The 20,324-nt window shown below is 73.1% G+C and carries 17 protein-coding genes and 1 tRNA gene; 6 read left to right on the top strand and 12 right to left on the bottom strand.

Annotated features, from left to right (window positions below; all coding sequences use genetic code 11):
- Positions 1-71: 71 nt before the first annotated feature.
- The gene (locus tag ACH4T9_RS06160) at positions 72-614 is read left to right on the top strand and encodes a hypothetical protein (protein WP_396670536.1); all 543 of its coding nucleotides are present in this window, start codon (positions 72-74) and stop codon (positions 612-614) included.
- Between the two features lie 54 nt (positions 615-668).
- On the opposite strand, the gene ACH4T9_RS06155 is transcribed toward ACH4T9_RS06160, so the two are convergent.
- The 4 genes from ACH4T9_RS06155 to ACH4T9_RS06140 all read right to left on the bottom strand — a co-directional run bounded on the left by ACH4T9_RS06155 (position 669) and on the right by ACH4T9_RS06140 (position 2,448).
- The gene (locus ACH4T9_RS06155) at positions 669-1,292 is read right to left on the bottom strand and encodes a histidine phosphatase family protein (protein WP_396670537.1); all 624 of its coding nucleotides are present in this window, start codon (positions 1,290-1,292) and stop codon (positions 669-671) included.
- Between the two features lie 63 nt (positions 1,293-1,355).
- Positions 1,356-1,775, bottom strand: a complete 420-nt coding sequence (locus ACH4T9_RS06150) for a VOC family protein (protein WP_396670538.1) — start codon at positions 1,773-1,775, stop codon at positions 1,356-1,358.
- 35 nt (positions 1,776-1,810) lie between these two features.
- Positions 1,811-2,209: a helix-turn-helix domain-containing protein gene (locus tag ACH4T9_RS06145; RefSeq protein ID WP_396670539.1), complete on the bottom strand. Its 399-nt coding sequence runs from the start codon at positions 2,207-2,209 to the stop codon at positions 1,811-1,813.
- Positions 2,210-2,371: 162 nt separating this feature from the next.
- Positions 2,372-2,448, bottom strand: a tRNA-Thr gene (locus ACH4T9_RS06140).
- A 364-nt stretch (positions 2,449-2,812) separates the two neighbouring features.
- Between ACH4T9_RS06140 and ACH4T9_RS06135 the strand changes: the two genes are divergently transcribed.
- Positions 2,813-3,904 carry an ABC transporter ATP-binding protein gene (locus ACH4T9_RS06135; protein ID WP_396670540.1) on the top strand — a complete coding sequence of 364 codons (1,092 nt, stop codon included), beginning with the start codon at positions 2,813-2,815 and terminating at the stop codon, positions 3,902-3,904.
- 189 nt (positions 3,905-4,093) lie between these two features.
- Here ACH4T9_RS06135 and rlmB read toward each other — a convergent pair whose 3' ends face one another.
- Together rlmB and cysS are read right to left on the bottom strand one after the other, a co-directional pair.
- Complete coding sequence (rlmB, locus tag ACH4T9_RS06130; protein WP_396670541.1) at positions 4,094-5,227, bottom strand: 23S rRNA (guanosine(2251)-2'-O)-methyltransferase RlmB; 1,134 nt, start codon at positions 5,225-5,227, stop codon at positions 4,094-4,096.
- Positions 5,227-6,642, bottom strand: coding sequence for a cysteine--tRNA ligase (gene cysS, locus ACH4T9_RS06125; protein WP_396670542.1), 1,416 nt, complete (start codon positions 6,640-6,642; stop codon positions 5,227-5,229). Before cysS ends, rlmB begins: the two co-directional genes overlap by 1 nt.
- Before the next feature lie 62 nt (positions 6,643-6,704).
- On the opposite strand from cysS, the gene ACH4T9_RS06120 reads away from it, so the two are divergent.
- Together ACH4T9_RS06120 and ACH4T9_RS06115 are read left to right on the top strand one after the other, a co-directional pair.
- The gene (locus ACH4T9_RS06120; RefSeq protein ID WP_396670543.1) at positions 6,705-7,394 is read left to right on the top strand and encodes an IclR family transcriptional regulator; all 690 of its coding nucleotides are present in this window, start codon (positions 6,705-6,707) and stop codon (positions 7,392-7,394) included.
- A gap of 226 nt (positions 7,395-7,620) precedes the next feature.
- Positions 7,621-8,886: an endonuclease domain-containing protein gene (locus ACH4T9_RS06115; protein ID WP_396670544.1), complete on the top strand. Its 1,266-nt coding sequence runs from the start codon at positions 7,621-7,623 to the stop codon at positions 8,884-8,886.
- A 64-nt stretch (positions 8,887-8,950) separates the two neighbouring features.
- On the opposite strand, the gene ACH4T9_RS06110 is transcribed toward ACH4T9_RS06115, so the two are convergent.
- From ACH4T9_RS06110 to ACH4T9_RS06100, 3 genes are all read right to left on the bottom strand, one after another.
- Complete coding sequence (locus ACH4T9_RS06110; RefSeq protein ID WP_396670545.1) at positions 8,951-10,627, bottom strand: S8 family serine peptidase; 1,677 nt, start codon at positions 10,625-10,627, stop codon at positions 8,951-8,953.
- 149 nt (positions 10,628-10,776) lie between these two features.
- Positions 10,777-11,478, bottom strand: coding sequence for an HAD family hydrolase (locus tag ACH4T9_RS06105; protein ID WP_396670546.1), 702 nt, complete (start codon positions 11,476-11,478; stop codon positions 10,777-10,779).
- Positions 11,479-11,517: 39 nt separating this feature from the next.
- On the bottom strand, positions 11,518-12,492 hold the full coding sequence (locus tag ACH4T9_RS06100; protein ID WP_396670547.1) for an EamA family transporter: 975 nt from the start codon (positions 12,490-12,492) through the stop codon (positions 11,518-11,520).
- Between the two features lie 75 nt (positions 12,493-12,567).
- Here ACH4T9_RS06100 and ACH4T9_RS06095 point away from each other — a divergent pair, with 75 nt between their 5' ends.
- Positions 12,568-13,113 carry a CGNR zinc finger domain-containing protein gene (locus ACH4T9_RS06095; protein WP_396670548.1) on the top strand — a complete coding sequence of 182 codons (546 nt, stop codon included), beginning with the start codon at positions 12,568-12,570 and terminating at the stop codon, positions 13,111-13,113.
- Positions 13,114-13,202: 89 nt separating this feature from the next.
- Here ACH4T9_RS06095 and ACH4T9_RS06090 read toward each other — a convergent pair whose 3' ends face one another.
- From ACH4T9_RS06090 to ACH4T9_RS06080, 3 genes are all read right to left on the bottom strand, one after another.
- Positions 13,203-13,646 (bottom strand): pyridoxamine 5'-phosphate oxidase family protein, encoded by a 444-nt coding sequence (locus ACH4T9_RS06090; protein ID WP_396670549.1) that lies wholly within the window; start codon positions 13,644-13,646, stop codon positions 13,203-13,205.
- A 506-nt stretch (positions 13,647-14,152) separates the two neighbouring features.
- Positions 14,153-15,562, bottom strand: coding sequence for a class II fumarate hydratase (locus tag ACH4T9_RS06085; RefSeq protein ID WP_350881497.1), 1,410 nt, complete (start codon positions 15,560-15,562; stop codon positions 14,153-14,155).
- A 35-nt stretch (positions 15,563-15,597) separates the two neighbouring features.
- The gene (locus ACH4T9_RS06080; RefSeq protein ID WP_396670550.1) at positions 15,598-18,579 is read right to left on the bottom strand and encodes a BTAD domain-containing putative transcriptional regulator; all 2,982 of its coding nucleotides are present in this window, start codon (positions 18,577-18,579) and stop codon (positions 15,598-15,600) included.
- 395 nt (positions 18,580-18,974) lie between these two features.
- On the opposite strand from ACH4T9_RS06080, the gene ACH4T9_RS06075 reads away from it, so the two are divergent.
- A complete protein-coding gene (locus ACH4T9_RS06075) occupies positions 18,975-20,270 on the top strand; it encodes a hypothetical protein (RefSeq protein ID WP_396670551.1) in 1,296 nt (431 codons plus the stop codon).
- The last annotated feature ends 54 nt before the right edge of the window (positions 20,271-20,324 follow it).

Below are 20,324 nucleotides of genomic sequence, written 5' to 3'. Positions count from 1 at the left end.
CCAACACTGGCCGAACGGATGAGGAGGACAAGGTGACGGAACCGGGCGGAGTCCGGACACGTCCGACGGGCATGAGATCGACCCCCCTCCGCATCGCCATGATCGCCGCGCTGCTGACTGGGGCGAGCGGATGCGCGGCCGGCGATCCCGGCACCCCCGCGCCGCCGCCGTCCGCCACCGTCTCGCCGCCCGCCTCCCCCGGGACGACCGCCGCGCCGGGCACCACTGCCGGGACCCCCGGCGCCAACGTCCCGGCCGAGGCGTCCCCGGCCCCGGCCGCCCGGGTGGTCGTCCGACGATCGGGCGGCTTCGCCGGGGGGAGCGACACGGTCACCGTCGAACCGGACGGCCGATGGACGGCGGTCGACCGCGCCGGCACCCGGCGCACCGGCCGGCTCACGGCCGCGGATCTCGACCGGCTGCGGCGGCTCGCCGCCGAGCCCCGGCTCACCGAGGGTGGCACCGCCGACGCCGCCGGCCGCTGCTCCGACGCCTATGAATACCGGCTCACCGTCGGCACCGCCACGGTCGACTGGACCGACTGCCCGGTCGCGGGCACGCCGCCACAGGCCGCGTCGGCGCTGGCCGCGCTCGTGCTCACCGCCGCCGGTTGACCCGCCGCCGGGCCGGAGGAGCGCTTCGTCGAGGCGGGCTCCGCCCGGAGGGCGTCAGAACCGGTAGTCCGGGGGCAGCCCGGTGCCGCGCAGCTCGGCCGGCAGGTGGGCCACGTCGTTGACGGCGACCAGGGTCGGCGGCCCGGCCGAGCTGTGGCGGATCACGGTCAGCCCGGCGTTGTGGTGGCTCAGCCCCAGCCAACGCCCGGGCGGGGCATCCAACGCGTGCCGGACCAGCCAGGCGATCAGGAACGTGTGGGTGACCACCAGCACCCGGTCGTCTCCGTCGGCCGGCGGGGTGGCGAAGCGCGCGACGGCCGCCGCCGTCAGCCGCGGCCCGTCGACCCGCTCGCTCGCGGAGAACCCCGCCAGGAGCCTCGCGTACGCCGAGGGCAGGCCGGCCGGGTCGGTGTCGTGCGGCAGGTGATCGCCGGCCAGTTCGGTGGCGTACACCGGGACCCCGGGCAGCGACCGGGCGACCAGGCCGGCGGTCTCCGCGGCCCGGGGCAGCGGCCCGTGGTGGACGGCGGTGAAGGGCACCCCGGCCAGCCGCTCGCCGAGCAGGGCCGCCTGCCGCCGGCCCCGGGCGGAGAGCCCCACCTCCGGCGGGTCGTCGGTCGTGCCGGCGGGCCGGTCCTGCTCACCGTGCCGGGCCAGGAACAGCAGGCGGCTCGCCATCGTCACCTCGTACGGGTCGGGAGGCGCGATGCTAACCCGCGCCTCCCGACCCACCCGCCCCGCTCAGCCGCGCGGGAACATCTGACCGATACGGATCTTGTTGCCGAACGGGTCCCGGACGCCGAAGTCGATGCCGTACGGGCGCTCGGTCGGCTCGTCGGTGATCTCCACGCCCTTGGCAACCAGGTCTTCGTACGTCTTGTGCGCGTCGTCGGTGGTCATGAAGAGGTAGCCGCCCAGCGCCCCCTTGGTGAGCAGCTCGCGGACCTGCTCTGCCGTGGCCGGGTCCAGGGCCGGCGAGCCGGGCGTCTCCAGCAGGATCTCCCGCTCCGGGTCGCCGGGCAGGTTGACCGTCAGCCAGCGCATGAAGCCGAGGTCCTGGTCGGTGTTGACCTCCATGCCGAGCTTGCCGACGTAGAAGTCGAGGGCCTCGTCCTGGTCGAGCACGTAGATCTGGGAGCGGCTGATCGCGTTCATCGTCATGCCGAGAACGCTATTCGACCGCCCCGACCCGCTGCTTATCCAAAACTGCTAGGTCGCATCCAGGCCTTGGCGAAGCACGCGGGCACGTCCGCCGGCACCCTGCGCCGGCGGTAATCCGTCGGCGACTCGCCGACGATCTGGCGAAACGTCCGGCTGAAGGTGCCGAGGCTGTTGAACCCCACCGCGAAGCAGACCTCCGTGACATCCCGGTCGGTCTGGGCGAGCAGGTACATGGCCCGCTCGACCCGACGCCGTTGCAGGTACCGGTGCGGGGTCTCGCCGAAGGTGGCGCGGAAGGTGCGGATGAAGTGCGCCTCGGAGACGTGCGCGATCCGGGCCAGGGCCGGGATGTCGAGCAACTCGGCGTAGGCCCGGTCCATGGCGTCCCGGGCGCGGAGCATGGCCCGGTTGGACTCCTCCACCGCGCGGCTCATCCCACCTCCGCTGAACGTCGACCGGCAGGCGCCGGAGCAGTTCGGCGGCGACCGGACACTGGTCTTCGGGTCCGCCCGGCCGCCCGCGAGCCCGATTACTGTCAGCGCTGCCTAAACTCCGGCGAGCAATGGCGGCGGGTGCCATCGAACGCCTTGTGAAATTGGAGCCCCCGGCCGGGATCGAACCGGCGACATCTCGCTTACAAGGCGAGTGCTCTGGCCAGCTGAGCTACAGGGGCAGGTCGTGCGTGGTCAGCATAAGCGACAGACCTCGGGACTTGTCCCTCGGCAGGCCCTCCCAGCACGGAAAACGCCGATTTGCCGACCCTGCCGGCTGTCATCCGACGGCGGGTGGGCGGAACCACGCGGAGATTGATGCCTGGCTGTGCCCGACTGCCCGGAATGTGAATGCCGTCCGTCGCATCCGCTGGTTCTCGTGTTGGCAGGTTGCGGAAACCCGTTTACGGTGCAGTGACACGGATGACAGTTCCGGCGGCCCCCGCTGCCGGAACGTCGCCCGGATGGCCGGCGCCACAGGGCACCGGTTGCTCCTTCACTCGGATCGTCCGGCACGTTCCTGCCGGTGAGAGGAAGCGCTCCACCATGGCCACGGTCACTTACGCGAAGGCGTCCCGGATCTACGCGGGCACCGAGCGTCCCGCAGTGAATCAGCTCGACCTCGAAATCGGCGACGGCGAGTTCCTCGTCCTCGTCGGCCCCTCCGGTTGTGGCAAGTCCACCAGCCTGCGCATGCTCGCCGGCCTGGAGGATGTCGACGACGGCGCGATCTACATCGACCAGCGCGACGTCACCCACCTCCCGCCGAAGTCCCGCGACATCGCGATGGTCTTCCAGAACTACGCCCTCTACCCGCACATGTCGGTGTACGAGAACATGGCGTTCGCGCTGAAGCTGCGCAAGATCCCCAAGGCCGAGATCGACCGGCGGGTCAAGGAGGCGGCCGGGCTGCTCCAGTTGGACGAGTTCCTCAGCCGCAAGCCGAAGGCCCTCTCCGGCGGTCAGCGCCAGCGGGTCGCGATGGGCCGGGCGATTGTCCGCGAGCCGCAGGTCTTCCTCATGGACGAGCCGCTGTCGAACCTCGACGCCAAGCTCCGGGTGCAGACCCGTACCCAGATCGCGTCGCTGCAGGCGAAGCTCGGCATCACCATGGTCTACGTCACCCACGACCAGGTCGAGGCCATGACCATGGGCCACCGGGTGGCCGTCATGCTCGACGGCGTCCTTCAGCAGGTGGACACCCCCCGGGCGCTCTACGACACCCCGGCCAACGTGTTCGTCGCCGGCTTCATGGGCTCCCCGGCCATGAACATCAAGACCGTCCCGCTGAACGAGCAGGGCGCGACGTTCGCGGAGCTGGACATCCCGCTGACCCGCGAGCAGGTCGAGGCGGCCCGCGCCGAGGGCGGCGACAGCAAGGTGACCGTGGGCTTCCGCCCGGAGGACTGCGACATGGTGAGCCCGACCGAGGGCGGCATGCCGGTCGTGGTCGAGCTGGTCGAGGACCTCGGCTCGGACGTCAACGTCTATGGCCACGCCGCGATGGAGGGTCACAACGAGCGCTTCGTGGTCCGCACCGACCGGCGCACCATGCCGAACATGGGTGACACCGTGTTCGTGAAGCCGCGGACCGGCCGTACCCACGTCTTCAACGCCGCCACCGGCAAGCGGGTCTGACGTACGACGCGATGGGGGTGCCCGCCGGTCGGTGGGCACCCCCATCGTCGGGCTACTCGGTCAGGGGCGGCCGGTCGCGGGGTGACGGAACGTTGATCATCTTCGTCTGGAGCCGGCAGCTGTAGGCCCCGGACAGGCGGAAGGGGCGGCCCGCATCTCGGCGGACCGCCCCTTTCCGTGTCTGCGGGATCAGCCCTCGGCGGCCCGGCGGCGGGACACCTCGGCGAGGGCCACCGCGGCGGCGACGCTGGCGTTGAGCGACTCCACCTCGGAGATCATCGGGATGCTCACGGTCAGGTCGCAGGTCTCGCCGACCAGCCGGGACAGCCCGCGCCCCTCCGAGCCGACCACCACGACCAGCGGCCCGACGGCGGCCTCCAGGTCGTACAGGTCGGTCTCGCCGTCGGCGTCAAGGCCGACGACCATGAAGCCGGCGTCCCGGCATGCCTTGAGCGACCGGGTCAGGTTGGTGACCTGGGCGACGGGCACCCGCGCCGCCGCGCCGGCGCTGGTCCGCCAGGCGGTCGCGGTGATCCCGGCAGCCCGCCGCTCCGGTACGAAGACACCCTGCGCGCCGAAGGCGGCGGCGGACCGGATCACCGCGCCGAGGTTGCGCGGGTCGGTGACGCCGTCCAGCGCTACCAGCAGCGGGGCGGTCTGCTCCAGCGACGCGGCGACCATGTCGTCGAAGGACTCGTACGCGAACGGCGGCACCTGAAGGCCGACGCCCTGGTGCAGCACGCCGCCGGTCATCCGGTCCAGCTCGGCCCGGCTGATCTCCAGGAGGGCGATGCCCCGGTCGGCGGCGGTGCGGATGATCTCGTTGATCCGGTCGTCGCTCTCGATGCCCTGGGCGATGTAGAGCGCGGTGGCCGGCACCTGGGTGCGCAGCGACTCCAGCACCGGGTTCCGCCCGACCAGCAGCTCGGGGCTGTCCTTCGACGGGTTGGACTTGCGGCCCGGCGCGACCCGGGGGCCGGTGCGGCCGGTCGGCTTTCCGCCCCGGCCGGCGGCCCCGCCGCCCCGGCCGACCGGAACGCCCCGACCGCCGCCCCTGCCCCAGGTGGTGTCCTTGGTTCCCGGCTTGCCGATCTTCGGGGCACGCCCCTCCTCGGCCGCCGCCCGGAGCTCCTTGTCCTGCTTCCAGGCGGTCCGCTGCGGCAGCTTCTCGGTGCCCGAGTACCCCTTGTGCCAGGGGCGCTCGTCGGCGGGCAGGGTCCTGCCCCGGCCCGCGAGGGAGTCCTTGTTCTTGCCTCCGGAGCCCTTCGGGGCGCCTGCCTTCGACGTCAGTCGCCGGCCACGGCGCTGCGAGTTGCCGGCCATCAGTCCTGCTCTCCAATAGTCCAACGGGGGCCCTGGGGGGTGTCCTCGATCATCACACCGGCCTGCTTGAGCTGGTCGCGGACGGCGTCCGCGGCAGCCCAGTCCTTGCGGCTGCGGGCCTGCGCGCGCTGCTCCAGGGCCAGCGCGACCAGCGAGTCCATCACGTCGCGCAGGTCATCCACGCGACCGCCGCCCGTCCAGGCCTCGTCCAGGGGGTCGATCCCGAGGATATCCAGCATCGCCCGCACGGAGGCGAGCGCCGTGCGGACGGTCACATCGTCGCCGGAGGTCAGCGCGCTGTTGCCGTCCCGGATCATCTCCTGGAGCACCGCGAACGCGGCCGAGGTGTTCAGGTCGTCGTCCATCGCGGCGACGAAGTCCTCCGGCAGTTTCCCGAACTCACCCGGGCCGACCCGCTCGGCGGCCCGCTGGACGAACCCCTCGATCCGCCGGAAGCCGGTCGCCCACTCGCGCAGCGAGTCCTCGGTGTAGTCGATCAACGAACGGTAGTGCGCGACCGCGTAGTAGTAACGCAGCTCGATCGGGCGCACCCCGAGCGACGCGACGTACGCCAGGTCGAGAGCGTTGCCGGTCGACTTGCCCATCTTCGCGCCACCGATGCTGAGCAGCCCGTGGTGCACCCAGTAACGGGCGAACGGCAGGCCGGCGGCCTGCGACTGGGCGATCTCGTTCTCGTGGTGCGGGAAGGTCAGGTCGAGCCCGCCGCCGTGGATGTCGAACTCGGCGCCCAGGTAGCGCCAGCACATCGCCGAGCACTCGATGTGCCAGCCGGGCCGCCCACGGCCCCACGGCGAGGGCCAGTACGCGTCGGCCGGCTCGTCGGGCTTCACGCCCTTCCACAGCGCGAAGTCGCGCGGGTCACGCTTGCCCCGCTCCTGGACGTCACCGGCGGCCTGCATGGCGTCGGGCGACTGGCCCGAGAGCGCGCCGTAGGCCGGCCAGGAGGCCACGTCGAAGTAGACGTCGCCGGAGCCGTCGGTGGCCGGGTAGGCGTGCCCGGTGTCGATCAGCTTCGCGATCAGCTCGTGCATCTCCGGGACGTGCCCGGTGGCCCGCGGCTCGTACGTCGGCGGCAGCACGTTCAGCGCCTGGTACGCGCCGGTCAGCGCCCGCTCGTTGGCGTACGCGATCGACCAGAACGGCTGGCCCTGCTCGACGGCCTTGACCAGGATCTTGTCGTCGATGTCGGTCAGGTTGCGGATGAACCGGACCTCGAACCCCTTTGCCAGCAGCCAGCGGCGCAGCACGTCGTAGTTGACGCCGGAGCGAAGGTGACCGATGTGCGGGGGTGCCTGGAGGGTGAGACCACACAGGTAGACCCCCACCTTGCCGGCTTCCTGCGGGACGAAGTCCCGCACCGATCGGGTGGCAGTGTCATACAGGCGTAGCGTCACCTCACAAGGGTAGCCGTCCACGCATTCCCGGGACGCCCGGTGCCGGGTCGTACGCTGCCCTCGTGGATGAGGCGGCACGGCAGTACGGCACGACGGCGCGACCCGGCGACGGGCCGCGCGGGGGCGAGACGGCCCAGACGCTGGACCGGGGGCTGCGGCTGCTGCACCTGGTCGCCGACGCCCCGGGCGGGCTGACCGTCACCGAGGCGGCGAACCTGCTGTGCATCGGCCGGGCGGCCGTCTACCGGCTGGTCGGCGCACTGAGCGGGCACGGCATGGTACGGCGGGACGGCGACGGCCGGTTGCGCCTCGGCGCGGGGGTGCTGCACCTGGCCCGCCGGGCCCAGCCGCTGCTCGCCGAGGGCGCGCTGCCAGCCCTGCGCCGGCTCGCCGAACAGGCCGGCGCGACCGCCCACCTCACCGTGGTCGAGGGCGGCGAGGGGGTCGCGCTGGCGGTGGTGGAGCCGAGCTGGACGTCGTTGCACGTGGCGTACCGGACGGGGACGCGGCACCCGTTGGATCGGGGGGCGGCCGGTCGGGCCATCCTCGGCGGCCGGTCGGGTTCCGCCGACCCGGTGGCCACCAGCGGCGAGTTGCAGCCCGGCGCGTACGGGGTGGCCGCGCCGGTACTCGGCGTGCCGGGCCTGGAGGCGAGCGTCGGGGTGGTCGCGCTGGCTCCGCTGGACCCGGAGGTGGTCGGCGAGCAGGTGCTCGCGGCGGCCAGCGCCGTCGCCACCGCCCTCGCCCCCTGACGGCGGCCAGCGCCGTCGCCACCGCCCTCGCCCCCTGACGGCGGCCAGCGCCGTCGCCACCGCCCTCGCCCCCCTGATGCCGGCCGCCGGGCCCCGACGCGTCGGGAGGAGGCCATTAGCACAGCCGGAGGGCATCCGGCTGGTTGTCCACAGGGGGATCGGTCGACCGGGCGGGGCGTTGTCCACAGGGGTATCCAGGCGCGGCGGCTGCCGGGAGCCTGGGCGCATGCCCCGACACCCTGATCGCCCGTCCGCCCTCGCCTGGCAGGTCTTCCGCGCCTCCGAGGCGATCCGGCTGGGCCTCGTCACCGCGCACAAGCTACGCAGCTCGGCCTGGGTCAACCTGCGCCGCGACATCTACGCCGACTCCCGCCTCGACCTGGACCACACGCTGGCCTGCCGGGCGGCGTCCCTGCAACTGCACCCGGGCTCGGCGCTCGCCGGCCCGTCGGCGGCGTTGCTGTACGGGGTCGAGCACGCCGCCGGGTTCTCCGACGAGGTGCACGTGGCCAGCCCCCGCGCGGCGGGGCTGCGCAGCCAGCGGGGGCTCCGGGTGCACCTGACCGACCTGCGCCCCGCCACCTCGCCACCGGCCCCCGCAGCGCTACTCACTCCCGTCCCACTGCCCGCCCCTGCCCCACTGCCCGCCCCTGCCCCGCTCCCGCCGCACGTTCCGCTGTCCCCGCACGTTCCGCTGTCCGCCCACGTTCCGCTGTACGCCCACTCCTCGCTGCCGGCTCACGGCCCGGCCACGATCGGGGCAGCATCATCGCCCGCCCCGGGTGCCATCCGCCCGACGCCGCAGCCGCGCGATGCCACCCGCTCGACACCAACACCGCGCGACGCCGCTCGCGCCGGGCCGTGTCTCGGCCGGGGCGCCGTGGGAGTCGCGGGCGCTGCGGGGCGCCCGGAAGACCCGACCGTCGTCGGGGCGGCGCCGATCGCGGTCGCGGCGGCGGCGTGGGCGCTCCCCCGCACCGATCCGGCGACGGCGGCCTGGGAGACCGCCGTCTGGCTGGAGCCCCTCCGGGCCGTCGGGATCGTCGACAGCCTGCTCCGCAAGGGCCTGACCACCCGGGACGCGTTGACCGCGATCGGGGTCCGCAACGCGGACCGGCCCGGGGGCCGGCGGGCGAGGTGGGTCTTCGGCTTGGCCGATCCCGGGGCGCAGTCACCGCCGGAGTCCGAGTTGCGGGTCCGGCTGGTCCTCGCCGGGCTGCCCCGCCCGGTCGCCCGGCACCCGGTCCGGCTGGCCTCGGGGCTCGTCCTGCATCCGGGCCTGGCCTGGCCGGAGTTCCGCGTCGCGGTCGAGTACGACGGCGACCCGCACGTCGACGCCGAGCAGTTGCACCGCGACCGCCGCCGGCTCAACCAGCTCGTCTGCGCGGGATGGATCGTGCTGCACGCGCCGGGCCGCCGCCTCCGGCACGACTTCCCCGCGCTGACCCGGGAGGTCCATGCCGCCCTGGCCGCCCGGGGTTGGCGGCGTTGATCCCCGGGACGACGAAGGGCCCGGGCGACCGTGGTCGCCCGGGCCCTCCCGGTGGCACCGGTGGTCACCTGCGGGTCTTCACCGCCGCGTACGCGTCGATGATCCCGTGGCCGTAGAAGCCGTTGAACTTCGAGTCGCCCGCGCAGTAGGCGTTGAACTCGGCGTCCCGGCCCTCGTTGGTGTACGTCTGCAGGCGCGGCTCCGGGCAGGCACGCTCCGTGGCGGTGCGGTAGAGCTGCCGCTCGACCTTGGCCGGGTCCATGCCCAGGCCATCCCGGGTCTTCTTGCCGTACTTGCTGACGATCAGCGCGGCGACGCCGCTGACGTGCGGCGACGCCATCGAGGTGCCCTGAAGGTAGGTGTAGTACCCACAGTCGCCGTTGGCCTTGCACTGCTTGAACACCGACTCCTCGAAGCCCTCGACGATGTTGCCGTTCTCGTCGACCGACCCCTCCTCCTGGAGCACGTGCTTCGGGTACGTGGAGAGGATCATGTTGGCGTCGAGGCGGTAGGTGTCCGTGCCGAAGCCGTCGCGGAACCAGCCACCCGGCGCGGCGACCGAGATCTGCTCGGTGCCGTAGTTCGAGTAGTCGGCCTTCTTGCCGGAGGGGCCGACCGCCGACACGCCGATCACGTGCGGGCCCTCCACCGGGAGGTCCCAGCAGGTGGCGTTGTCGATCGGACGGTCGTACGGGTCGGCGCCGTAGTCCGGGCTGGAGGTGTCGGTGCGCGGCGCGCCCAGGTCCTCGTGGTTGTTGCCCAGCGAGCCGACCAGGGTGACGCCCTTGCGGTGGGCGAAGTCGAGCGCCCGCTTCATGGCCTCGATGGTCGCCCGCTGCTCGGTCTGCGCCTGCGGCGAGTCGGCCGGGTTCGCGGTGCAGTTGTAGAGCCACGGGTCGACGTAGAAGGACATGTTCACCACGTCGAGGCCGACGTTGCCCGCGTGCACCAGGGCGTTGACGACCGGGTCGAGGAAGAAGTAGCCGGAGTCCTGGCCGCCCTTCAGCTCGACCAGGGTGACGTTCGGGGCGACGCCGGAGAGACCGAAGCCGTTCGCGGCGGCCCCGATGGTGCCGGCGACGTGGGTGCCGTGGCCGCCGTCGTCGGTGCCGACCGGGTCGAGGCAGCTCGCGACCTCGCACTCCCCGTCGACCTCGGGGATGTCCGGGGCGAAGTTGCGCGACAGGGACCAGCTGAAGTTCGGCGCGAGGTCGGGGTTGCTGGCGTCGACACCGGTGTCCAGGATGCCGACGGTGACCCGACGGTCGCCCGGCTCCACCTTGCGGGCCTCGTCGGCCCGGATCATCTCCAGTCCCCAGAGCTTCTCGTCCAGCGGGTCCATCTTCTTGCCCCGCTTGGCGACGGCACCCTTCGCCTTGGCCTTGGCCTTGGTCTGGGCGAGGAGGTGCTCCTGCTCGACCCGGTCGAGCTTGGGCTTGCGGCCGATCGCCCTCCGCTCGGCCGCGCCGAGCAGGGCCGCGTTCGCGGTCGCCCGGCTGGCGAAGTCGGTACGGTCGCTGGTGACCTGGAACAGACCGACCTCGTCGGTGCGGGAAACCACGGTGCCGCCTGCGGCGGTGATGGCGGCGATCGCCGCGTCGGCGGAGACGCCGGCCTCCGCGACGACGGTGAACTCCCGGGTCGCGGTCGGCTCGGCGTTCGCCGTGCCCACCACTCCGGTCACCGTGAGTGCCAACGCCGTTGCGGTTGCGACGGCACCGGCGGTGAAGCGCTTGCTCACCACATCAGATCCTCTCGTTGAGGGACGTGGCAGTCATCCCATATCACCGCTGGACGTTCCGCCAGATGGGCGTCCGTATTACACGGCATTCGGGCTTTCGCCGGCTCACTGTCATCGCGGCGTCGGCGAGCGCCCCGGCGGGCAAGGAGCTACGCCTCGCTCATCTCGCGGCCGGCGCAGAGCCGGTCGACCGCGTCCGGCAGGTCGGCCAGGGTGCAGACCTCGGCGTCGGCCGGCACGCCGGGCGGGCGGGGCAGGCCGGGGCGGTTGAGCCAGACCGCCCGCAGCCCGGCCCGCCGGGCCCCGAGCACGTCGTGGCTGGGCGAGTCGCCCACGTGCACGATCCGCTCCGGCGGCACCCCGGCAGCGTCGACCACCGCAGCGAAGAACTCGGGAGCGGGCTTCTTCGGCAGGCCGTTCTCGTGCGCGTACAACTCGAAGGCGAACTCGCCGGCGAGGCCGCAACGCTCGGCGCGGCTGTTGCCGTTGGTGGCGTAGCCCAGGGTGTACCGGCCGCGCAGCGCGGCGAGCGCCGGCAGCACGTCGGGGAAGGGGCGGGTCAGCGCGAAGCGCCGGGCGAAGAAGATCGCCGCGACGTCGTCCAGGTGCGCGTCGAGGCCGGCCCGGGCGAGCGACCGGGCCAGCGCGGCCCGCCGGATCTCCATGACGGGTGCGGCGCTCATCGCACGGAACACCGCGTGCCAGTCGGACTCCAGGTCCGCGAGGCTGATCCCGGCCGCCGCCGGGGTCAGCCTCCGCATCTCCTCCAGTACGGCCACCAGTCCGCCGGTGACCGCCGGGCGCAGGTCGATCAGGGTCTCGTCGGCGTCGAACACGACATGGGTCAGCATCCGGCCAGCCTTCCACCCACCGGCGTGACCGTGGGGGCGTCAGCCCTCGGCGGCGAGCGCGGGCTCGACGGGACGGTCGCCCGGCCGGTCGTCGACGGGCGACCCGCGCAGCTCGTCGAGGCGGACCAGGGCGACCCCGGCGACGATCAGGGCGCCACCGAACAGTTGCACGACGGTCGGCAGCTCGCCCAGCACCAGCCAGGCGATGAGCACCGCGAACATCACCTCGGTCAGCCCGACGAACGAGGAGAGCCGGGCCCCGAGGATCCGGGTGCCGGCGATCCCGGCCAGGTACGCGACCACCGCGGCGACCAGCGACAGACCGGCAATGGGGACCAGCCAACTGGTGCGCTGCCCCGCGAAGGTCACCTCGCCGAAGGTGGCCCGCAGCGGCAGCACCCCGGCCAGGCCCAGCAGGAGCAGGACCCCCGCGCCGACGGCCATGCCGGCGCTGGCCATCGTCACGGACGGCAGGCCGTCGTCGAGGCGGCCGGCGACCACGAAGTACCCGGCCAGCCCGACCGCCGCGCCCAGCCCCCAGAGCACGCCGACGGGGTCGAGCCGGCCGGCGCCCGTCAGGTCGAGGACGCCGACGAGACCGGCCAGCGCGGCGACCGCCCCGGCCACGGTCAGCCGGCGCGGACGCTGCCCGTGGGCCAGCCACATCCAGCCGACCACGAGGATGATGCCCAGGTACTCCAGCAGCAGCGCCACGCCGACCGGGAGGTAGCGGACGGCGTTGAAGAAGCACGCCTGGGCGAGCGCGACGCCGAGGAGCCCGAAGACGCCGACCGGGGCGAGGTTGCGCCGCAGCACGCCCCACCGGCCGCGCAGGGCCAACGCCGCTGGCACCGCAAGGATGATGGCGGCGATGCCGACCCGGGCGACCACCGCAGCCTCCGCGGACCAGCCGGCCTCGATCAGCGACCGGGCGAAGGTGCCCGAGGTGGCGAAGGTGACGGCCGACAGCAGCGCCAGGCCGAGACCGGTGCCGGCGGCGGGTCGTGGACGCATCGAATTCCTCAGTCCGTCATGGGTGAAGTAGCCTTACACCGATGACGCTAGGCGGGTCGCCTGACAGGAGTCAAGTTGCTTTTCGCCCATGACACCGAGTACGGGCTGATCGCCACCGCCGCCCTGGTCAACACCACCGGCGACCACGGCGAGGCACTACCCGACGTGGCCGCCCTGGACGCGTTCTTCGCCGCGCACGGCTGGACCGGCCGGCACGAGCACACCGACGCGGAGCTGCGGTCCGTCCGGGACCTGCGCCCCCGGCTGCGCCGGATCTGGCACGCCGACACCGACGGGATCGTCGCCATCGTCAACGGGCTGCTGCGCGAGGCCGGGGCGCTGCCGCAGCTCGTCCGGCACGACGACGAGCCGTACCACCTGCACGCCGTGCCCAGGGACGCACCGCTGGCCACCCGGATGGCGGTCGAGGCCGCGATGGCCCTGGCCGACCTGGTACGCAGCGGCGAGCTGAGCCGACTACGCGTGTGCGACCACCCGGACTGCGACAACGTGCTGGTCGACCTGTCGAAGAACCGTTCCCGGCGGTACTGCGACGCGAGCTGCGGAAACCGCGCCGCGGTCACCGCCTACCGGGCCCGCAGGGCCGCCCCCCGTCCCTGACCCACGTCACGCCGCTACCTGCCCTCCACGACCGGGGCGTCCCCGTCCACGCCGACCGGCGCAGCCGCCGGGCGGCCGGGAAAGCGCGATCAGGAGGAAGTGTCCGTCATCAGCCAACGGGAGACGGCGACGCGAAGCAGGATGTTGTCCCCGGCAGGCCCGGCCGTGGCCGTGACGTCCCAGTCGTACTTGCGGCGAAATCCGTCGACGGCCCACTCCGGGAAGGACGAACGTACGATGGTGACCGCGCCCTCCGCCACCACCGGGTACACGCCGTCCGGCAGCGCCAGCGACACCCGGGGATCGGCAACAATGTTACGGGTCTTCCGGTTCCGCTCCTGCGTGCAGATCCACCACTCGCCGTCCCGGTACAGGAACCAGACCGGCGTGACGTGCGGCGACCCATCCGGTCGCACCGTGCACAGCCAGACGATCCGTTCCCGCTCGAGCCTCTCCAGGATCTCCGGATCGAGCACCGCCTGTCCGGTCACCGCGACCGGGAAGGCCGCTGTCGTCGTCTGTTCATCGGTCACCACAACCGCCCTCCACACTGATGATGGTCTCCACCGATGCTCCGCCACCTGCCGGAGGCCCAGCGCGGAACGGCTCCCGCGGCCGTCGGAGACCCTTCCGAAAGCAGCGGCGCCCTTATCAGACGTCTCCCCGGGCCACCGCGCGGAGCAGTTGCTCGACCGGGACGCCCCGTCCGTTCCACCCGAGCACCGACTGTAGAGAGCGGACGATCGAATGGCTCTCTCCCCCGTTGCCCTTTTGATCGTCCCTAGCCGGGACCCTCGGTCGCCCGGCCCGGTATGACTTCCTGCCCCTGTCGCTCGGATGATCCGGGGACCCCACGCCGGGCTGACGGACACTGCGGTCGTCGCCTTTGGAGCTGCCCCGTTCTGGCTACCACCCCGCAGCTACGGCGACCAACCACCGGAGCGGAGCCGAGCCAGGACGCCGGCCGGGCCGGGCCGGTAGCGTGAACGGGGCAGCTCCAAAGGGCCGGCCCACAGGGTCCCGCCCGTGGCCGGCGGGCTCAGGGATGGGTCATCCGGAGCAGGTCGAGGGCCTCGTCGAGCTGGTCCGCGGTGAGCCTGCCGTCGGCCACGTGTCCCCGGGCGATCACCACGTCCCGGATGGACATCTCCTTGGCCAGCGCCTCCTTGGCGATCGAGGCGGCCTCGTCGTACCCGAGGTGACGGTTGAGGGGGGTGACGATCGACGGCGAGCCCTCGGCGTACGCCAGGCAGACGTCGGCGTTCGCGACCAGGCCGGCCACGCAGCGGTCGGCGAGCAGGCGGCTCGACGCGGCGATCAGCCGGATCGACTCAAGCAGGTTGCGGGCCATCACCGGCAGCATGACGTTCAGCTCGAAGTCGCCCTGGGAGCCGGCGAAGCCGACCGTGGCGTCGTTGCCGACCACCTGGGCACAGACCTGCCGGACGGCCTCGGCGACCACCGGGTTCACCTTCCCCGGCATGATCGACGAGCCGGGTTGGAGGTCCGGAATGCGCAGCTCGCGCAGGCCGGCCCGGGGGCCCGAGCCCATCCACCGGATGTCGTTGGCGATCTTGTAGAGGCCGACCGCGATGGTCCGGAGCTGCCCGGACGTCTCCACCAGCGCGTCCCGGGCGCCCTGCGCCTCGAAGTGGTTGCGCGCCTCGGTCAGCGGCAGGCCGGTGGACTCGCGCAGCTTGGCGATCACCGCCGCGGCGAAGCCGAACGGGGTGTTGATCCCGGTGCCCACGGCGGTGCCGCCGAGCGGCAGCTCGGCCAGCCGGGGCAGCGCCCCCTCCAGCCGTTCGACGCCGTAGCGGACCTGGGCGGCGTACCCACCGAACTCCTGGCCCAGGGTGACCGGCGTGGCGTCCATCAGGTGGGTGCGGCCGGCCTTGACCACGGTCTCGAACTCGGCCGACTTGGCCTCCAGCGCCTCGGCGAGGTGGGTCAGCGCCGGCACCAGGTCCTCCACGACGAACTGGGTGGCGGCCAGGTGGATCGAGGACGGGAAGACGTCGTTGCTGGACTGGGACGCGTTCACGTCGTCGTTCGGGTGCACGTCCCGGCCCAGTTCCCGGCCGGCCAGGGTGGCGATCACCTCGTTGGTGTTCATGTTGGACGAGGTGCCCGAGCCGGTCTGGAACACGTCGATCGGGAACTGGTCGTCGTACCCGCCGTCGGCCACGTGCGCGGCGGCGGCGGCGATCGCGGCGGCCACGTCCGCGTCGATCACGCCCAGCTCGCCGTTCACCTGGGCAGCCGCGCCCTTGATCTGGGCCAGGGCCTTGATCTGGGCCGGCTCGATCCCCCGCCCGGAAATCGGGAAGTTCTGCACCGCGCGCTGGGTCTGCGCCCGCCACAGCGCCTCGGCGGGCACCTCCACCTCGCCCATCGAGTCGCGTTCGATCCGGTAGCCCGCTGCCTCTGGAGTCGTCACGCCCACCATCCTGCCCCGACCGCCGCCGGGCCGCAGATGATCGCTCAGTCCAACCCGGCGAGCAGCCGCTCGACCTCGTGCCGGTCCGGCGAGCCGACCTGCCGGAACAGCCCCAGGGCCCGGTGCCAGTGGGACCGGGCGGCTGCCGGGTCGACGGGCCGCAGGCAGCGGGCGATGCCGTCCAGCGCCCGGCCCTGCTCGTAGCGGACGTCGAGCCGCAGCGCGTCGCCGAGCACCCGGCGGTACAGGTCCAGAGCGCTGGCCCGATCCCCCTGGTCGAGCAGCGCCCGGGCCAGCAGGTTGCGGGACGCGCACTGCCCGGCCCGGTCGCCCACCTCGGTCATGGCGACCAGCGCCTCCCGGTGCCGGGCCGCCGCGCCCTCGGGACGACCCGCCGCGCGCTCGATGACGCCCATCTCGTTGAGCAGCTCGCCGACGCCGTACCGGTTGCCGAGCCGGTGCTTGAGTCGCAGCGCGACGTGCAGGCGACGCACGGCCACCTCGCCGTGCCCCAGACGGGCCCGGGCCATGCCGACGTGTCCCACCGCGTTCGCCACGTCGTAGAGGGTGCCGCCGGACCGGGCCAGGGCGAGCTGCCGGCGGGAGACCGCCAGGGACTCCTCCGGCCGGCCGGACATCAACAGGATCGACGCCTGGTTCGTGAAGGTGGCGACGATCCCGCCGTCGTGCCTCTCGGCCCGCAGCAGCGCCAGCGCCGTGTCCAGATGCGCCAGTGCCGTGGTGAGGTCGCCGGTGACCGAGAGGACCGCGGCCACGTTCTTGTGGGTGCCCGCCTGACCGATCCGGTCGCCCAGGCGTTCCCGCAACCGCAGGGCGACCTTCATCGACGCCAGCGCCTCCCGGTAGCGGCCAAGGCGGTGGTGGCCGGAGGCGAGGTAGTTGTGCATGGTGGCGATCGCGACGTCGTCGCCCAGCCGCTCGGCGGCGCGCAGCCCGGCCTCGTGCGCCTCGATCAGCTCGTCGAGGTGCCCCTCGGAGAACCAGTAGCTCCAGCAGGCCCGCGCCAACTGCCAGCAGTACCGGTCGCTGCCCTCCTGCTCGGCCAGCCGCACCAGCGCCACCAGCGTCGCCCGGTTCTCGTCCAGCCAGTCCTGGCCATCGGTCAGGCAGCAGCGGACCAAATCGGGACGCCCCACCGGCGGCAGCGCGAAGGGGGCGTTGCTGGCCGACCGGTTGACCAGGCGGTCGAGCTCCGCGCCGGTGTGCAGGTGGAAGTTGAGCAGCCGCTCCAACGCCGCTCCCCGCGCCTCGACCGCCCCCGGCTCGGCCAGCCGGTGCCGGGCGTAGTCGCGGACCAGGTCGTGGAAGCGGAACCTGCCCCGCTCCGGCTCCTCGACGAGGTGCGCGTCGACCAGATCGTCGAGCAGGTCCTGCACGTCGGACACGGGGAGGTCCGCTACCGCCGCCGCCACCCGGTTGTCGAAGAACGCCCCCGGGTGCAGCCCGAGCAGCCGGAACATCCGCTGCGCCGCCGGGCTCACCTGCGCGTACGACAGGGCGAAGGCCTGGCCGACGGAGCGTTCGCCCGCGACCAGCTCGGTGAGGGCGTCGCGTCCGGCGGCCAGCCGGGCGGCGAGGTCGGCGACCCGCCAGCTCGGCCGGTGGGCGAGCCGGGCGCCCGCGAGCCGGATCGCCAGCGGGAGGTGGCCGCAACGCCGGACCACCTCGGCGGCGGCGACCGGCTCGGCGGCCACCCGGTCGACGCCCGCCACCCGGGCGAGCAGCTCAACCGCCTCGTCCGGCTCCAGGACGGTCAGCGAGGAGGGCTTCCCGCCGTCCAGACCGGTCAGCCGCCGCCGGCTGGTGATCAGGGTGAGGCAGCCCCGGCCGCTGGGCAGCAGCGGCCCCACCTGCGCGGCGCTGGCCGCGTTGTCGAGCACCACCACGGCCCGCCGGCCGGCGAGTTCGCTGCGCCAGAGCGCGGCCCGCTCGTCGGCGTCGCTGGGGACGCGCTCGCCGGGCACGCCGAGCTGGCGCAGCAACCCGGCCAGCACGGCGGCCGGCGACAGCGGCTCCCGCTCGCTGTGCCCGTGCAGGTCGACGAACAGGTGCGCGTCCGGGTAGCGGTCGCCGAGGGCGGTGGCCAGGTGTACCGCGAGGGTCGTCTTGCCGCTGCCGGCCATCCCGTCGATGAGCTGGACCCGGGCGTCGTCCTCCTCGATCTCCTTGACCAGCCGAGCGATTGTCTGCTGCCGCCCGGTGAAGTCGCTGATCGCCCGGGGCAGGCCCCGCACCGGGGCGGCCGGCCCTCGGCCGGAACCGGCCATCGCCAGGTCGCCGGCGAGGACCCGCTGGTGCAGCTCCTGCAACGCCGCGCCGGGCTCGATGCCCAGCTCCTCGGTGTGGAGCCGTCGGCCCTCGCGGTAGACGGCCAGGGCGTCGGCCTGCCGACCGACCGTGGAGAGGACGAGCATCAACTGGCCGCGCAGCCGCTCCCGCAGCGGGTTGCGGTCCACCGCCTCGGTCAGCTCGTCGACGAGGTCGCCGGCGCGGCCGAGCCGTAGCTCGACGTCGACGCACTCCTCCAGCGCGGCGGTCCGCTGCTCATCGAGGACCTGGGCACGGCGTCGGACCGTGCGGCTGGTGACACCGCTCAGGGCGGCCCCGCGCCACAGGCCGAGCGCGGCCCGGAACTGGCGCTGCGCCTCCGGCAGCCGGCCGGCCGCCACGGCGGCCCGGGCGGCGTCGACCCGCTCGGCGAAGAGCTCCGCGTCGAGCTCGGGCGGGGCGACCCGGATGCCGTAGCCGGCCGGGTCGGTGAGGATCAGGTCGGCGGGCACGCCCAACTCGGTGAGGCGCCGGCGAAGGCGGGACACGCAGGTCTGGAGCTGCGCCCGGGCGGTGGCCGGGGGCCGGTCCTCCCACACCGCGTCGATCAGCTCCTCGGCCGGCACCACCCGGCCGGAACGCAGCAGGAGCAGGGCGAGCACGGTGCGGTCCCGGGCCGCGGTGACGGTGGCCTCGCCGCCGCCCACCCGCAGTGGTCCCAGGATCCCGAACCGCATGACCGGATGCCCCCCGCTGGCCTCGTGGAACTTCCAGCAGCGTAACCCGGCGATAACGGGCCGCCACCTGCAGGCCGATAGCGAGATGAGAGCGGATCGGCAGCGCCGGCCCGCACAATCGGTCGTGGTTGTCGGCCACGGCATCCGACGGGGGCGGTGCGCCCGTCCACTTCGGTGGGCGGGCGCACCGATGTCGCCGCCTGGCTTTTTCCCTCTTTCACCGGCCCCACCGCATCTCCTTCCCGGATGGCCAAGGCATCGATGCCAGCCGAAATATCTGCACGGAAGAACACTCACGAAGTTAAGATCGTTCAATCATCCCGGCCTCAGTGGAGGGCAGCATCGTGCAGGTCAACGGGGGTTCCAGCGGGGTACCTTCCGAATGTCCCCGGCGCATGCCGCGCCGGTTCGTCACCGTAGGGCTCGCCGCCCTACTCGCCGGCACCGGGGCACTGGCCACCGCAGGCCCGGCCACCGCGTCGGCGAACACCGCGCCCGACGTGCCGGGCAACCTCAGCGTCGCCGACCTGACCTGTGCCGCCGGCCTGGCCGTGAGCACCACCACGCCGTACTTCAGGGCAACCGTCAGCGACCCGGACGCGCAGCCGGCGGCCGTGGAACAGGTCACCGCGACCTTCGCCTGGTGGCCCGTCGAGCAGCCGACGCAGCGGACCGAGTGGACGTCCTCGGCGAAGGCCGCGCCTGGCCAGTTCCGGTACGACATCCCGGCTGGTTCCCTGGTCGACGGCGGGACGTACGCGTTCGCCGTGCGGGCCACCGACTCGGCCGACGCCGCCTCGGCCTGGTCGGCGGAGTGTCGGTTCACCGTCGACACCACCCAACCGGCTCAGCCGACGGTCAGTTCGCCGGACTACCCGGCCGACCTGGGCTGGTACGGCGGGCCGGGCATCCCGGGCCAGTTCACCTTCGCCGCGAACGGCGACACCGACACCGACAAGTTCCGATACGACCTGTCCGGGGGGCCGACGAGCTACGTGGCCCCCGACCAGCCGGGCGGCTCGGCGACGGTCACCATCACGCCGGACGACGACGGGCCGCGGGTCCTGTCGGTGCGGGCGGTGGACCGGGCGGGCAACGTGTCGCCCGCCACCACTTACACGTTCCGGGTACGCGTCACCAGCCCGACGATCACCGACGGCAACCCGACCGCCGGGTACGGCCAGCCGCGCGCCCTGACCTTCGCGCCGGGCATGGATGACGTGGTCGAGTACACCTACCGGCTCAACGACGGGCCGGAGCAGACTGTGGGCGCGGCCGTCGACGGCACGGCCACGGTCACGGTCACGCCGACCCGGCCGGGCTACAACGACGTGTACGTGCGCAGCCGCACGGCCGGCGACCTGCCCTCGGGCGAGGCCCACCGTCGCTTCTACCTGGCGACCAAGCCGACCGTCAGCTCCGTCGAGTACCCGATCGGCAAGCTGGGCGCGGTGGCCGGAACGCCCGGCACGTTCGTCTTCGGGCCCGGGATGGCCGGGGTGACGGAGTACGTCTACTCGTTCGACGGGCGCCCCACCCAGACGGTCGCCGCTGGCACGGACGGCTCCGCGTCGGTGACCTACACCCCGACGACCGCCAGCATCCACCGGGTCGCCGTCTACACCCGCACCGGCGACGGGGTCGTGTCGGAGACCTTCAGCGGCACGTTCCTCGTCGGCCGGGCGACCTGACGCAGGTTGACGACGAAGGGGCGTCGGGCTTCCGCCCGGCGCCCCTTTCGCGTG

The organism is Micromonospora sp. NPDC020750 (assembly GCF_044334565.1).
GTDB lineage: Bacteria > Actinomycetota > Actinomycetes > Mycobacteriales > Micromonosporaceae > Micromonospora.
The sequence above is the reverse complement of the archived record's forward strand: the minus strand, read 5'-3'. Positions and strand labels throughout refer to the sequence as shown.

What these genes read in the sequence shown, in the direction of transcription:
- ACH4T9_RS06160 (WP_396670536.1), top strand. Translation starts at nt 72, where the DNA reads ATGAGATCGACCCCCCTCCGCATCGCCATGATCGCCGCGCTGCTGACT.
- ACH4T9_RS06155 (WP_396670537.1), bottom strand. Translation starts at nt 1,292, where the DNA reads ATGGCGAGCCGCCTGCTGTTCCTGGCCCGGCACGGTGAGCAGGACCGG.
- ACH4T9_RS06150 (WP_396670538.1), bottom strand. Translation starts at nt 1,775, where the DNA reads ATGACGATGAACGCGATCAGCCGCTCCCAGATCTACGTGCTCGACCAG.
- ACH4T9_RS06145 (WP_396670539.1), bottom strand. Translation starts at nt 2,209, where the DNA reads ATGAGCCGCGCGGTGGAGGAGTCCAACCGGGCCATGCTCCGCGCCCGG.
- ACH4T9_RS06135 (WP_396670540.1), top strand. Translation starts at nt 2,813, where the DNA reads ATGGCCACGGTCACTTACGCGAAGGCGTCCCGGATCTACGCGGGCACC.
- rlmB (WP_396670541.1), bottom strand. Translation starts at nt 5,227, where the DNA reads ATGGCCGGCAACTCGCAGCGCCGTGGCCGGCGACTGACGTCGAAGGCA.
- ACH4T9_RS06115 (WP_396670544.1), top strand. Translation starts at nt 7,621, where the DNA reads ATGCCCCGACACCCTGATCGCCCGTCCGCCCTCGCCTGGCAGGTCTTC.
- ACH4T9_RS06105 (WP_396670546.1), bottom strand. Translation starts at nt 11,478, where the DNA reads ATGCTGACCCATGTCGTGTTCGACGCCGACGAGACCCTGATCGACCTG.
- ACH4T9_RS06100 (WP_396670547.1), bottom strand. Translation starts at nt 12,492, where the DNA reads ATGCGTCCACGACCCGCCGCCGGCACCGGTCTCGGCCTGGCGCTGCTG.
- ACH4T9_RS06085 (WP_350881497.1), bottom strand. Translation starts at nt 15,562, where the DNA reads ATGGTGGGCGTGACGACTCCAGAGGCAGCGGGCTACCGGATCGAACGC.
- ACH4T9_RS06080 (WP_396670550.1), bottom strand. Translation starts at nt 18,579, where the DNA reads ATGCGGTTCGGGATCCTGGGACCACTGCGGGTGGGCGGCGGCGAGGCC.
- ACH4T9_RS06075 (WP_396670551.1), top strand. Translation starts at nt 18,975, where the DNA reads ATGCCGCGCCGGTTCGTCACCGTAGGGCTCGCCGCCCTACTCGCCGGC.